This window comes from Thioclava sp. FR2, from assembly GCF_051200875.1.
GTDB lineage: Bacteria > Pseudomonadota > Alphaproteobacteria > Rhodobacterales > Rhodobacteraceae > Pseudotabrizicola.
Genome location: NZ_CP195191.1, coordinates 3,692,466 through 3,706,282 on the forward strand (window position 1 = coordinate 3,692,466; position 13,817 = coordinate 3,706,282).

The window sequence follows — 13,817 nt, forward strand, 5'->3', positions numbered from 1 at the left end:
CGCGGTCAAACTTCCGACCAAATGATCAAATTATTCCTCAAAGGGGGAAATGATGTCTTTGCTTCAGGCTGCCACCGATGTGCGCGAACGCGCCTATGCGCCCTATTCGCGGTTCAAGGTGGGGGCGGCGCTGCGCGCGACGTCTGGTGCGGTTTATGTGGGATGCAACGTGGAAAACGTGGCCTATCCCGAAGGCACCTGTGCCGAAGCCGGGGCCATTGCCGCCATGATTGCGGGCGGGGACAGCAAGATTGCCGAAGTCTTTGTGATTGCCGACAGCCCAAGCCCGGTGCCGCCTTGTGGTGGATGCCGGCAGAAGCTGGCGGAATTCGCGGGCGCTGACGTCAAGGTGACCCTGTGCACGACCGATGGCCTGCAAAAGACGATGACGGTGGCCGAGTTGTTGCCGGGGTCGTTTACGGCGGCGCATATGGATCGGGCCTGATGGACGCGCGCGCGATCATTGCAAAGATACGCGACAAAGCCGTTCCCACGTCTGACGAGTTGCGCTGGTTTGCGACGGGGCTGGCCGATGGAACTGTGACGGATGCGCAGGCCGGGGCATTTGCCATGGCGGTTCTGTTGAACGGTTTGGGCGAAGAAGGCCGCGTGGCGCTGACCCGGTCGATGCGCGATACCGGTCGGGTGCTGGACTGGGATCTGCCGGGGCCTGTGGTGGACAAGCATTCCACCGGCGGCATCGGCGATTGCGTGTCGCTGCTCTTGGCCCCTGCTTTGGCGGCCTGTGGCGCCTATGTGCCGATGATTTCAGGTCGGGGATTGGGCCATACCGGGGGAACACTGGACAAGCTGGAAGCCATTCCGGGGTTCCGGACCGGACTGAGCGAAGAGGCGCTGCGGGCGCAAGTTGGAAACCTTGGTTGCGCGATTGTGGCGGCCAGTGCGGATTTGGCCCCGGCGGACCGGCGGCTTTACGGCATTCGCGACATCTCTGGCACGGTCGAGTCGATTGATTTGATTACGGCGTCGATCCTGTCGAAGAAGCTGGCGGCGGGTCTGGAGGGTCTGGTTCTGGATGTGAAATGCGGCTCGGGCGCGTTTATGAAAACGCCCGAACGCGCCGAGGCCTTGGCGCGGGCCTTGGTTTCGACCGCGCAAGGGGCGGGCTGCATGACCAGCGCGCTGATCACGGATATGGACCAGCCTTTGGCGACGGCTGCTGGCAATGCGCTGGAAGTGATCGAGGTGATGGAGACGCTGACGGGAAGCTCGGTCAATTCGGCACTGTGGGATTTGACCTGCGCCTTGGGCGGCGAGGCCTTGGCGCTGGGCGGGTTGGCGGCGGATGTCGAGGACGGAACAGGGCGGATTGAGCAGGCGCTGGAAAGCGGTGCAGCGGCGGAACTCTTTGGCAAGATGGTTGCGGCGCAAGGCGGGCCTGCGGATTTTGTCGAACGCTGGCCAGACAGGCTGCCCGCCTCGCCTGTGATGCGTGAGGTTCCGGCCTTGGATGACGGCTATATCGCTTCCATTGACTGCGAGGCGCTGGGCTTGGCCGTCGTTCATCTGGGCGGCGGGCGGCTGCGTGATGGGGATAAGGTGAACCCGTCGGTCGGGTTGTCGGATTTGATCGGGCTGGGCGAAGAAATCGGCGCGGGCGTTCCGCTGGCGATGGTTCATGCCGCAACCGATGAGGCAGCAGAGGCCGCTGTAAAGGCTGTGCAGGCCGCCTATCGGGTGGGAACCTCGGTGCTGGATGAGCAACCTTTGATCCGCAAGAGGATATCATGAGCCAAGACGCGACTGGCCGTGCGTTTCTGATTGTCATGGATTCGGTTGGCTGTGGCGGTGCGCCGGATGCTGCGGCCTTTGGTGATGCCGGGTCTAACACGCTGGGGCATATCGCGCAGGCCTGTGCCGAAGGGCGGGCGAATACCGGACGTTCTGGCCTGTTGAAGATGCCGAACCTTGATCGGTTGGGCTTGGGGGCCGCGATCAAGCTGGCCTCGGGCGTCGACGCGCCGGGACTGGGGGCAGCGCCGCAGGGGCTGTGGGGGGCCGCTGAAGAAATCAGCAGGGGCAAGGATACGCCTTCGGGCCATTGGGAATTGGCGGGCGTGCCGGTGCCGTGGGACTGGACCTATTTCCCCGATACCGATCCCGCCTTTCCGCCCGAGTTGGTGGCCGAGGTCTGCAGGTTGGCCGGAACCGAAGGGATCTTGGGCAATTGCCATGCCTCGGGCGTGCCGATCATCGAGGCGCATTGCGAGGCGCATCTTCGGACCGGATGGCCGATCTGCTATACCAGTGCCGACAGCGTTTTTCAGATCGCGGCGCATGAGGAGGCCTTTGGTCTGGAGCGGCTGTTGAAGCTGTGCAAAGACCTTGCGCCCTATTTGCACGCGCGCAAGGTGGGGCGGGTGATTGCGCGGCCCTTCACCGGAAGCTGCGGCGATTTCAAGCGGACCTCGAACCGCAAGGATTTTGCCATAGAGCCGCCATCGCCCACCCTGTTGGACTGGGTGGCCGGGGCGGGACGCGCGACCCATGCGATTGGCAAGATTGGCGACATCTTTTCAATGCGGGGCATTGGTGCCTTGCATAAGGGAAAGTCTGACGCTGACCTTTTCGAACATTTGGTGCAGCTAGGAGGCGAGGCGGAAGCGGGTTCGTTGACCTTTGCGAACTTTGTCGAGTTTGACACGCTTTATGGCCATCCACGCGATGTGGCCGGCTATGCCCGTGCGCTGGAATGGTTTGACGCGCAGGTGCCTAGGTTCCTGGCGACGCTGCGCCCCGGCGATCTGGCGATCTTCACAGCCGATCATGGCAACGACCCGACCTTCAGGGGTACCGAGCACACCCGCGAAAGGGTGCCTGTTGTGGGGTATGGAGCGGAGGCCAAGGCGATTGGTCTGTGCGGCTTTGTCGATGTGGGGGCCTCGGTCGCGGCGCATCTGCGGGTGACTGGGCAGGGGCCGGGCAGATCGTTTCTGGGCTGAAGGGCAAGGCGGGGGCCAGCCCCCGCGCGGGTTTTTGGCAAAACCCGCTTCCCCCGGGATATTTGGACCAAGATAAAGGAGCGGAAGGTGGCGCGGGACGCGAAGATCGAATTGCATCTGCATCTTGAAGGGGCGGCACCGCCTGCGTTCATTCGCGGGCTGGCCAAGGAAAAGTCGATTGATATTGGCGGAATTTTCGATGAGCGCGGGAATTACCGATACAAGGATTTCTGGGATTTTCTGAAGGTTTACGAGGCCGCCACGAGTGTGCTGACCAGCCCTGATGACTATGCGCGGTTGACGACGGCGGTGCTGGAGGAAAGCGCGGCCAATGGCGTGGTTTATTCCGAAACCTTCCTGTCCCCTGATTTCTGTGGTGGGCGCGATGTGGGGGCATGGCGCGAGTACCTTTTGGCAATGCAAGAGGCGGCGGCAAAGGCCGAGCGGCAGGATGGGATTACCCTGCGCGGGATCATCACCTGCATTCGCCATTTTGGCCCCGAAAAGGCACGAGAGACGGCAATTTGTGCGGCCGAGACGGCTGGGGACTGGATTGTTGGCTTTGGCATTGCGGGGGATGAAAAGATTGGCCAGCCCAAGGATTATCGCTGGTCCTTTGATTGCGCCCGCGAGGCCGGTTTGCGGCTGACTGCCCATGCGGGCGAATGGGGTGGCCCAGAGAGTGTGCGGGCGGCTGTGCGCGATCTGGAGGTGGAGCGCATCGGACATGGGGTGCGTGCCATCGAGGATTTGGCCTTGGTCGACGAACTGGCGGAAAAGGGCATCGTCCTAGAGGTTTGTCCGGGGTCGAACGTGGCGCTTGGCCTCTATCCGAGTTTTCGCAAGCATCCCATCGGGCAGCTTTATGACCGCGGCGTGAAAGTCACCGTGTCGACCGACGATCCGCCGTTTTTCCACACCACGATGACCCGTGAATTCCAGATGTTGCATGATGCGTTTGACTGGGATGACGGGGTTTTTGAAACCCTGAACCGTACTGCGCTTGACGCCGCCTTCTGTGACGCGGATACCAAAGCGAAGATCGCAAAGAGACTGGAGGCTTGACCATGCTTGACCATTTGACCGTCGTTTCGCACCCCTTGGTCCAGCACAAGCTGTCCTTGATGCGGGAAAAGGACACCTCGACCGCCTCTTTCCGCCAGCTTTTGCGCGAGATCAGCCTGCTTTTGGCCTATGAGGTGACGCGCGAGTTGCCGATGACCACGAAGCGCATCGAGACGCCCTTGTGCGAGATGGATGCGCCGGTGATCGAGGGCAAGAAACTGGCCTTGGTCAGCATCTTGCGGGCGGGCAATGGGTTGTTGGATGGCATTCTGGAGCTGATCCCCGCCGCGCGGGTTGGATTTGTGGGCCTGTACCGCGACCCGGCGACGCTGGAGCCGGTGCAATATTACTTCAAGGTGCCGGAACAGCTGGAAGATCGCGTGGTCATCGTGGTGGACCCGATGCTGGCCACGGGCAATTCCTCGGCGGCGGCGGTTGACCTTTTGAAGAAGGCCGGGGCCAAGGAAATTCGCTTCCTGTGCCTTTTGGCGGCCCCTGAAGGTATCAAACGGATGCAAGAGGCGCACCCCGACGTTCCGATCGTCACAGCTTCGGTCGATAGCCACTTGAATGATCACGGTTATATCGTTCCGGGGCTAGGTGATGCGGGTGACCGCATGTTTGGCACAAAATGATGGGCTAAGCCCTTTACTCAGAAACAGTTTTATTCCAGACTGCCTTCAACGCTACTTGGGGGTAGTTATGGTTTTGAAGATGGTTTCGGCCGCTGTTCTGGCGGTTGCGGCCGGTTTGGGTGTAGCCAATGCCCAGTCGGCGAATGATTTCGGTGGACCTCGAGAGCTGCCGCCTGCCTCATTCAAGGGGCAGCAATATGTGGACAGCCGTGGCTGCGTGTTCCTGCGAGCTGGTCTTTCCGGGCGCACGAATTGGGTGCCGCGGGTCACGCGGGATCGCAAGCAGCTTTGCGGTTATCCCCCGACCTTTGCAAAGCAGAAGATTGACGTGGTCGAGGACGCACCGCGCGCGGCCCCGGCCCCCGCACCTGTAACAGGGCGTCGTCCGATTGAGACCGTGGCGACAACGACCACGCCGCCGAAAATTCGGGAAACCCCACCAAAGACAGCACAGCGTCTGCCTGCGGCCACCTATGCGGCCCCGCCTGTCGTTGCCGCGCAACCCGCGCCGCAGCGCGTGGTCAAGGCGGCCCCGCCCGTGGTCGCGGCGGCACCTGCCCCCAGGGCGGAAAAGGTTGTCCGTCAGGCCAAGGGACAGCCGACGAATGGATGCTATGCGGCGGTTCCCGTGCGCGAGACATTTGCACTGCGCGGTGGCGGGACGATCACGCTGTGCACCACCGGAAACGGGGATCTTACCAGCGCGCGCGCCCCGCGTCTGGCAGGCGGTGCGGCAGCAGTGGCCCCGTCCGGTTTTGTTGAGAGCGCTGGCGGCAAGGTGGCGATCTCCTCTCAGGATAGCATTCCAAAGGGCTATAAGAAGGCTTGGACCGATGACCGCCTGAACCCCAAGCGGGGACAGGGGACAGCGCAGGGATGGGCGGATCAGGATCAGGTCTGGACCCGCGACGTGCCCGCGCAATCGGTTGAAGAGGCGCTGAAGGCTGGAAAGCGCGTGGTGATCGTTCGCCGCGTCCATGTTTCGTCGAAATCGTCGCCGGTTGAACTTGCGGCAAAGGTGACGAAAAAGGCCTCTGGTTCGGGCAAGATCTATGTTCAGGTTGGCACCTTTGGCCAACCAAGCAATGCCGACGGGGCGGCGGCACGTCTGCGTGGTGCGGGATTGCCGGTTGCAAAAGCGAAGACCACCAAGGCGGGCAAGGCTTTGCAGATCGTTCTTGCGGGTCCGTTCGCGTCTTCGGCAGAAGCGCAAGAGGCCTTGAAAGCAGCGCGTCGAGCAGGGTTTGCGGATGCCTTCATTCGCTGATCGGCGCTGACGAGATGAGAAAAGCCCCCGGAAATCGGGGGCTTTTTCGTTGGCGGGCTTATTCCTGCCCGCAGATGTCTTGCAGGCTGACCCAGTCGCCATCTGACATCAATGCTTGGGGCACCAATCCGCGCAGCGGGTCTGCCTCGATCAGGCTGAGTGTCTTTTCGCCCGTCGGGTCCACGGCATAGGCATAGGGCTGGGTCGACACACCGGCCGCCTCAAAACGTGTGATCAAGGCATCTTGGTCGATCGGTTGGGGATCGGCCTTCAAGATGGCCTGACCATAGCCGCGCAGCGCGTTGTCGGGTAAGGAACCCGTGGTCAGCAGCCGGAACGTTGCGGTCAGACCGGCATAGCGCAAAACGGCGAGGATGGGGTCTTGCGCCTCGGCCCGCAGGCGTTCGGCCAAAGCAAGACCGGCCAGCGTTTCGGGGCCATTGGTCTTTTCAACCACATCGCGGTGGACCAAGATCACGCCACCCGGCAAATGGGCAGATTGCACCACGCCGTCGCGCATGACGAAAATCTGGGCGCGATGCGGGCCGAAGAGTTTTTCCGAAAGCGAGGTCAGGGAATAGCTGCCCAAGGGGCTGGCGCAAGGGGAACCGGTCAGACGCTGAACATCCGCCAAGGCCGCTTGACCGATGGACGCACGGGTTGCGGCCGGAAGCACCGAGGCGGTGTGGTTGACCAAGGCATCGGGAAGCCAAAAGACCGCGGCTGCGGCGACCAGCATCGTTCCCGACCCAAGCAGAAAGCCCCGCAGGCGGCCGGGTTTCGGACCGCGCCTTTCTAGGACACCGCGGACGGTTTCCAAGGCCTTGATCATGTCGGGGTCGGTCAGTTCCAGCGTTTCCGCCCCTGCGTCGTCGGGCCCGAACAAGGCGGGCATTTCGCCGGGATTAAGGCGCTGGACGGCAGGCAGCGACCAGTGGGAAAGGGCGGCTTCGCTCCGGGGATCGGACAGCACGAGAGAGGCTTCGCGGAAGGCCACAATGACCTCACGCCTTTGGGCTTCGGCGCGATCACGCCAAAGCCCTGTGCTTTCCAGCCGTGCATATTGTTTCAGCGCGGTTGATGCGCCCGAGTGCTTGCCTGTCATCACGGTGACGATAGCCGATGGCGATTGCGGCCACAATCGCCCCGAAGGCTCAGATCAGCTTTGCCACAGCACGCAATTCGAACTTTTGGATCTTGCCGGTCGAGGTTTTCGGCAATTCCGAGAAGACCACATGTTTTGGGGTCTTGAACCCGGCCAAGTGGCTGCGGCAATGGGCGATCAGGTCTTCGGCTGTTGCGGTCTGCCCCTCTTTCAATTCGATGAAGGCGCAGGGCACTTCGCCCCATTTGTCATCGGGTTTTGCCACGACCGCGCAAAGCGAGACGGCCGGGTGTTTCATCAAGACGCCCTCGACCTCGACCGAGGAGACATTTTCACCGCCCGAGATGATGATGTCTTTGGCGCGGTCGGTGATTTTCAGATAGCCGTCCGGGTGTTGGAAGGCGATGTCGCCCGACCGGAACCAGCCGCCCTTGAACGCCTCTCGGGTGGCTTCGGGGTTCTTGTAATAGCCCTTCATCACCATATTGCCGCGCATCGCGATTTCGCCCAGATGCTGGCCGTCACGGGGAACGGGGTTCAACTGGCTGTCATGGACCTCGGCGCCTTCCAGCATGGCCATGGCAACCCCGGTGCGGGATTTGAGAGCGGCGCGGTCATCGCCTTTCACCTCATCCCATTCGGGCTGCCACAGGCATTCCGTCGCCGGGCCATAGGTTTCGGTCAGGCCGTAGACTTGGGTCACATTGAAGCCCAAGGGTTCAATGGCGGCAAGCGTCGCGGCTGGTGGCGGGGCGCCTGCGGTAAAGACCTCGACATGGTGGGAAAAGTCGCGGCGGTCTGCCGGCTTGGCGTTGATGATCGTGTTCAGAACGATTGGCGCGCCGCCAAAATGGGTGACACCTTCATCGGCAATCGCATCATAGATCGCCTTGGCCGTGATGTCGCGGCAGCAGACAAGCGTGCCGCCCATCATCGGGATCATCCAGGGGTGGCACCAGGCGTTGCAGTGAAACAGCGGCACGATGGTCAGGTAGATCGGAAACAACTGCATTCGCCAGCCGATGGCATTGGCGGTGGTGGCAAGATAGGCCCCGCGGTGGTGATAGACCACGCCTTTGGGGCGGCCAGTGGTGCCCGATGTGTAGTTGATCGCGATGGATTCCCATTCATCCTCGGGCAGGATCCAAGAGAAGTTTGGATCGCCTTCGGCAATCAGGGCGTCATAGGTCAGATTGTGGCCCGAGGCAGAGAAGCCGTGATCCACGACCTCAACAATTTGCGGGGCCGGGCCTCCCATGCGGCGGATCGCCTCTTCGGCAAGGCTGATCAGGGCCGCGTCCACCAGAACGATCTTTGCCCCCGCGTGGCCAAAGATATAGGCGACCGTATCGGCATCAAGTCGGGTGTTGATCGTGTTCAATACCGCGCCACAGGCGGGCACGCCGAAATGTGCCTCGGCCTGAGCGGGGATGTTGGGCAGAAGTGTTGCCACCACGTCTCCGGGCTGAATGCCCCGTCGTTGCAGGGCCGAGGCCAGACAGCTGACGCGTTGGCCGTATTCCGCATAGGTCAGGCGAGTGGATTTCCAGACGATCGCGGTTTTCGTCGCGAAGATGTCTGCTGCGCGTCGCAGATGGGAAAGGGGCGTCAGCGGCACATGGTTTGCCGCACATTTTTCAAGCCCGGTTTCATCGGCCAACCATCCCATTACGCTCTCTCCCCTGAAATTTGCCCTTATATGTCGTTTTCCGGCGGGCAAGCCGAATTGGCAAGCGGCAAGAGACCGAAAAGAACGACGAGGCGAATATGGCGCAGACAGATCGTACCCTTGCAGCGGCGGGATTCTTGGTGGGCTACGCCCTGCTGATCGGATTTACCGACAATTATGTCCGCGTGATTGCTGAAGATACCGGTCTGTGGCAGTTCCATGCCACGCGAACCTTGATGGCGATGGCGCTTTTGGCGGTGCTGGTCCCGGTCTTGAAGCTGAACCCGCGTCCGGTTCATCTGCGCAATGTGGTGGGGAGAAGCCTCATCCACGGCTCGGCCATGGTGATCTATTTCGGCGCTCTGGCCTTTCTGCCGGTTGCCATCGTTGCCGCCGGCCTTTTCACGGCGCCGATTTTCGTCCTGCTGATTTCGCGATTTGTCTATGGCCACCATATCGGCCCGGTTCGCATCATGGCCGTTGCGATTGGCTTTGTGGGGGTGGTCTTGGTGCTGGGGCCGGAAGCAATGGCCGGGGCCTCGGCGGCGGCCCTTTTGCCGATTGCGGCCGGGGCACTGTACGCCTTGGGCAATATTGCAACGCGGGAATGGTGTTCCGAGGAAAGTGCCGAGACCTTGTTGGCGGGTTTTTTCCTGGCGCTTGGAGCGATTGGTGTGCTTGGGATGATCGTGCTGGCGCTTTTGCCGGTGCCGGTTGCCGATGGGCCTGCCGGATTCCTGCTGCGTGGCCCGGTTTGGCCCAGCACGACCTTCCTGTTCTGGACTTTTGTCCAAGCGGCAGGGTCTCTCTTGGGGGTGGGCCTGATGATCCGCGCCTATCAGATCACCGAAGCAAGCCGGGCAAGCGTCATTGAGTATGTGATCCTGCCCGCCTCAGCCCTGTGGTCTTGGATCATCTGGGGTGAGACCCTTTCCACAGTGGCGTGGCTGGGCATGGCGCTGATTGTCAGTGCAGGGGCGATGATCGCGCTGCGGGCTAAGGCGCAAGAGGGCACGGCCCTCGCCTGACGCCCATTTTCTTTGAAGAAAATGGTAAATTCCTTAAGTAAGGAATTTGCGCTTAGCTGCCGACGGCTTCTCGCCAGTGACGTCGGCAGAGGCTTTGATAGGTTTCGTTGCCGCCGATCACGACCTGTTCGCCGTCTTTCAGCGCCTTGCCATCTGGCCCTTTGCGGACGACCATCGTCGCCTTCTTTCCGCAATGACAGATCGTGCGGACCTCGCGCATTTCATCGGCCCATGCCAGCAGTGCGGCGGAACCGGGGAAAAGGTTGCCCTGAAAGTCCACCCTCAGGCCATAGCACATGATCGGCACGCCCAGATCATCCACAGCACAGGCCAGCTGCCAGACCTGTTCCTTGGTCAGGAATTGGGCTTCGTCGATAAAGACGCAAGCGACGGGGCCTTTGGCGAAACGCGCCTTCAGCTTTTCAAACATGTTTTCGTCTTTGGCAAAGGTATCGGCATCCTCTCCAATGCCGATGCGGCTGGCGATCCGTGCCTGACCTGCGCGGTTGTCGAACTGCGCGGTAATCAGATAGGTCATCATCCCGCCCTCGCGATAGTTGTGCGAGGCCTGCAGAAGCGCCGTCGATTTGCCGGCATTCATTGTGGAGAAGTTGAAGTAAAGCTTTGCCATGCAGCGGGATTATCCAATGCCGCGCGGGCTGGCAAGTGAGCGGGTGGGGGCCGTTGATCCGGTGGTGGCCTGACATGTGCCAGTCACGAAAACAGGGGAGGGGGCCGCAGCGGGCCGTCGAACCATTTACACAACCCGAACAGGGTCAAACAACTTACTTAGACGGGCCCGCCGCACGGCCTTGCGGCCGCCCTTTCGGACTGAAGCACGGCGGACCCCCACCCAGTCGGTGCTGGGGACACCGACCACTCACTAAAGTTCCGGTCGCCCGGAACGCCTTTATTCATGACAAAGCTTTTCCATCACATTAATGGGAAAAGATGTAAGGATTTCCCCGGGTCTGCGGGGGTGAAGGAGTCTCTGCCGATGTCGATGGCAACTTATCTGAAGAAACATACGGAAGCCTTGGTCAAAGACGTCGGGGTAGAGGCGGCGTGTAGCCTGACAGGCAAATCGAAAGCGACTTTGGGGCGCTATTATTCCGACGCGGATGAGCATGACGACCGTTTCATGCCGATCGACGTGGTGGCGCAGTTGGAAGCTGCGTCCAGCTTTCCGCATGTGACAGCGGCTTTGGCCGATCTGCGGGGCGTCACGCTGTCCTTGGACAGCGAGAAGCGCAATTCCGGATCAAAGGGGGTCAATCAGGACGTGGTGGCGCTGGCCCAGCGTTTTGCGATGTTGATGAGCGAGTATAACGCGGCCATCGCGGATGGCCGGATCAGCGTGAACGAGGCCAAGCGCATGTTGCGCGAGACCATCGCCATTCAGCACGTCCTCATTGATATGAAGCTGAACCTCGAAGACGAGGTCAGCTAGTTTTTATCAGCTCGGCTTCCGCGGGCCTTTGCGGCGCGGTGGCTGGCTGCCGGGACGTGGGCCCTGAGGCCGTGCCCCAGCCGGTTTGCCTTGGGGTTTTGCTTGGGGGCGTCCCTGCGGCTTGGCTGATGGTGCAGCCCCTTTCGGAGCGCCGGCTTTCGGCGCCCCCGGCGCGCGGCCCTGTCCCGGTTTCGGCCCGCGACCGCGGCCCTGTCCCGGCTTAGGACTCGCGGCGACGACTTCTGCGGCCCAAGGCGCGCCGCCGACAACGGGGACAGGCTTTTTCAAAACCTTTTCAATGGCTTGAAGCTCCCCCATCTCTGCAGGTGCGCAGAAGCTGATGCTAGAGCCGCTGGCGCCGGCACGGGCGGTGCGGCCGATACGGTGGACATAGTTTTCGGGAACATTCGGCATGTCGTAATTGTAGACATGGCGCACGGTCGGGATGTCGATGCCACGGGCGGCAACATCGGTCGCCACCAGAACATCAATCTCACCGCCCTTGAAATCCGCCAGAATGCGGTCGCGTTGGTTTTGGCTGCGGTTGCCGTGAATCGCCCCCACGCGGAAACCCCATCCTGCCAGAACTTTGTTAAGTTTGTCTGAACCGTGCTTTGTCCGACAGAAAACCAGCGCCTGCTCGCCCGGGTGCTTTTTCAGATAATCCTCCAACAGTCGTGCCTTGTCGCCATTGGGGATGAAATGCACGCCTTGGGTGATCTTTTCGGCAGGCTTGCCGGGGGGCGCGACCTGCACGCGAACGGGGTCACGCAAGTAGGTGTCGGCCACTTCCTCGATATCTTTCGGCATCGTGGCCGAGAACAGAAGAGTCTGGCGTTTCAAGGGGATATGCTTTGCAATCCGGCGCAGGGAATGGATGAAACCCATGTCCAGCATATGGTCGGCTTCGTCCAGAACCAGATAGCCGCATTTTTCCAAAGACACATCGCCGCGTTCGATCAGGTCGATCAGACGACCGGGGGTGGCGACGAGGACATCGGCGCCGCGTTTCAGCGCCTCGGACTGGCGGTTCAGCGATTGGCCGCCGACGACCATCAGCACTTTCAGATGCGTGCCTTTGGTGAAAACTTCGAAGTTCTCTTTGATTTGCACGGATAATTCGCGGGTTGGTGCAAGGATCAGGGCGCGGATGTTGCGCGGACCGGGAGGGTTCGTCAGATCGAGCAGGCGGTGCAAAAGCGGCAGGCCGAAGGCGGCGGTCTTGCCGGTGCCGGTTTGCGCCAGACCCATCAGGTCACGCCCCTTCATGATCTGGGGAATCGACTGTTCCTGAATGGGGGTTGGTGCCTTGAGTTCCGTTTTCTCAAGGGCTTTCAATAGCTTGGGGCTAAGCCCCAGTTCGGCAAAAGTGGTCATGGTTTCATCCATACGAGAGAGACGGCAAACCCTCACCCACCGGGTTTTCCCGGTTGGCCGTGCGCGCCGTCGGCGCCCCTGCGTGATGGTGGGAACCTGTGTCCGGGGCTTTCAGTGCTCACGCGGCACGGCCTTCGGATCGGGTGCAGATGGGGGTTTTGGGCCGGAAAGTCAAGCGCCACCCTGCGTACACCCGCCGTACACCCCCCGTGCAGACGCTGGATGCAGCGAATTTTAACGAAATTTGCGGAGTCTGGGCCAAAACTGGAGGCGAAGATGGATCGCAAGATGACCGCCAAGGAGCGGGAAAATTTCTTTTACATGTCTGAGGCGATGCGGCGGCTGGAATGGGATCTGCACCACACGATCGAGGTGACGAACCGCATTCCCGAGGCATGGCACGAGATTGCCCGCCGCCCGCATCCGCAACCGACGGAACGGGTGACGGTGCGGTTGGACCGCGATGTGCTGAAATTCTTTCGCAGCATGGGGGCGGGCTATGGGCCGCGCCTGAATGAGGTCTTGCGCAGCTATATGCATGCGCGGCTGGCGGGCGTGATCGGGGGCGCGGATACGGCCGAGATGTTCCGTCAGGCCAAGGATCACGAAGGCGAGCGCCCGGTCTGGGGCGAAACCGGGGCCGCGTTTGGCATGGGCGGGCCGACGCTGGACGACCAGACCCGCGACCGTCAGGCACGGATGCGGGAAATGATGCGGAAGTTCGGGCTGGAGGGGGAGCGGGAGTAGGGGGCAGGGGAGTGCTTGATTGTGGATGGAGGAAAAGGGGCGCAGTCTCCCGCGCCCCATTTAGTCACTTTTCTTTTCGAACACCTTTGAAGGGAGTTTTCGATGAAGTCTTAACATCCATGAAGCGACCTGTTTCTGTGTTGCGCTTCACGTAGTGACCAGACGGAGTCTGAGTTTGCGACCTGCCTTTGACAGCGCCGTTACGTTTTCCGTCTCCAGTGGGTGGATTGGTAGCCATTCTTTACACCTTAGCTTGTATGACAAGGGTTGGAACAAAAGTAGCAGCCGTTGATCCGGCGCCACGTTGGGTAGCGACGTTTCGCCTCATCGATCGCCTGCGAGCAATATAAGAAATCGCCGAGGTATTCGCGATTTGCGGTGGGGAGGAAAATACAAGTGCTTGTATGCACTTCGTAATCCCCATTAGGTTGTTGGTTCTTATTCAAGTAATAATAAGCCATTTCCCATTTTCCTTTCGTTGGGAAGCGTCTTGAAAATGGCCTGATTTTAT

13 protein-coding genes are annotated in these 13,817 nt (G+C 60.9%); 9 read left to right on the forward strand and 4 right to left on the reverse strand.

Annotation, left to right across the window (positions count from 1 at the left end; genetic code table 11):
* The first annotated feature begins 52 nt into the window (after positions 1-52).
* From ACSBLW_RS17870 to ACSBLW_RS17895, 6 genes are all read left to right on the forward strand, one after another.
* The gene (locus ACSBLW_RS17870; protein WP_435257950.1) at positions 53-445 is read left to right on the forward strand and encodes a cytidine deaminase; all 393 of its coding nucleotides are present in this window, start codon (positions 53-55) and stop codon (positions 443-445) included.
* Positions 445-1,752, forward strand: a complete 1,308-nt coding sequence (locus ACSBLW_RS17875; protein WP_435257951.1) for a thymidine phosphorylase — start codon at positions 445-447, stop codon at positions 1,750-1,752. Before ACSBLW_RS17870 ends, ACSBLW_RS17875 begins: the two co-directional genes overlap by 1 nt.
* The gene (locus tag ACSBLW_RS17880) at positions 1,749-2,963 is read left to right on the forward strand and encodes a phosphopentomutase (protein ID WP_435257952.1); all 1,215 of its coding nucleotides are present in this window, start codon (positions 1,749-1,751) and stop codon (positions 2,961-2,963) included. The genes ACSBLW_RS17875 and ACSBLW_RS17880 overlap by 4 nt, the downstream gene beginning before the upstream one ends.
* 87 nt (positions 2,964-3,050) lie before the next feature.
* Positions 3,051-4,028, forward strand: coding sequence for an adenosine deaminase (locus ACSBLW_RS17885; RefSeq protein WP_435257953.1), 978 nt, complete (start codon positions 3,051-3,053; stop codon positions 4,026-4,028).
* Between the two features lie 2 nt (positions 4,029-4,030).
* Entirely contained in the window at positions 4,031-4,663 is a 633-nt protein-coding gene (upp, locus tag ACSBLW_RS17890) for a uracil phosphoribosyltransferase (RefSeq protein ID WP_435257954.1), read from the forward strand.
* Between the two features lie 67 nt (positions 4,664-4,730).
* The gene (locus tag ACSBLW_RS17895; RefSeq protein WP_435257955.1) at positions 4,731-5,930 is read left to right on the forward strand and encodes an SPOR domain-containing protein; all 1,200 of its coding nucleotides are present in this window, start codon (positions 4,731-4,733) and stop codon (positions 5,928-5,930) included.
* A gap of 58 nt (positions 5,931-5,988) precedes the next feature.
* On the opposite strand, the gene ACSBLW_RS17900 is transcribed toward ACSBLW_RS17895, so the two are convergent.
* Together ACSBLW_RS17900 and ACSBLW_RS17905 are read right to left on the reverse strand one after the other, a co-directional pair.
* Positions 5,989-7,035 (reverse strand): hypothetical protein, encoded by a 1,047-nt coding sequence (locus tag ACSBLW_RS17900; RefSeq protein ID WP_435257956.1) that lies wholly within the window; start codon positions 7,033-7,035, stop codon positions 5,989-5,991.
* 49 nt (positions 7,036-7,084) lie between these two features.
* A complete protein-coding gene (locus ACSBLW_RS17905) occupies positions 7,085-8,704 on the reverse strand; it encodes an AMP-binding protein (protein WP_435257957.1) in 1,620 nt (539 codons plus the stop codon).
* A 20-nt stretch (positions 8,705-8,724) separates the two neighbouring features.
* Between ACSBLW_RS17905 and ACSBLW_RS17910 the strand changes: the two genes are divergently transcribed.
* Positions 8,725-9,732: a DMT family transporter gene (locus ACSBLW_RS17910; protein ID WP_435257958.1), complete on the forward strand. Its 1,008-nt coding sequence runs from the start codon at positions 8,725-8,727 to the stop codon at positions 9,730-9,732.
* Between the two features lie 52 nt (positions 9,733-9,784).
* Here the strand turns inward: ACSBLW_RS17910 and ACSBLW_RS17915 are convergent, their stop codons facing one another.
* Positions 9,785-10,363: a thymidine kinase gene (locus ACSBLW_RS17915; RefSeq protein WP_435257959.1), complete on the reverse strand. Its 579-nt coding sequence runs from the start codon at positions 10,361-10,363 to the stop codon at positions 9,785-9,787.
* A 366-nt stretch (positions 10,364-10,729) separates the two neighbouring features.
* On the opposite strand from ACSBLW_RS17915, the gene ACSBLW_RS17920 reads away from it, so the two are divergent.
* Positions 10,730-11,182, forward strand: a complete 453-nt coding sequence (locus ACSBLW_RS17920) for a hypothetical protein (protein WP_435257960.1) — start codon at positions 10,730-10,732, stop codon at positions 11,180-11,182.
* 6 nt (positions 11,183-11,188) lie between these two features.
* Here ACSBLW_RS17920 and ACSBLW_RS17925 read toward each other — a convergent pair whose 3' ends face one another.
* Positions 11,189-12,559: a DEAD/DEAH box helicase gene (locus ACSBLW_RS17925; protein WP_435257961.1), complete on the reverse strand. Its 1,371-nt coding sequence runs from the start codon at positions 12,557-12,559 to the stop codon at positions 11,189-11,191.
* Between the two features lie 276 nt (positions 12,560-12,835).
* Between ACSBLW_RS17925 and ACSBLW_RS17930 the strand changes: the two genes are divergently transcribed.
* Positions 12,836-13,306, forward strand: a complete 471-nt coding sequence (locus ACSBLW_RS17930) for a BrnA antitoxin family protein (protein ID WP_435257962.1) — start codon at positions 12,836-12,838, stop codon at positions 13,304-13,306.
* The last annotated feature ends 511 nt before the right edge of the window (positions 13,307-13,817 follow it).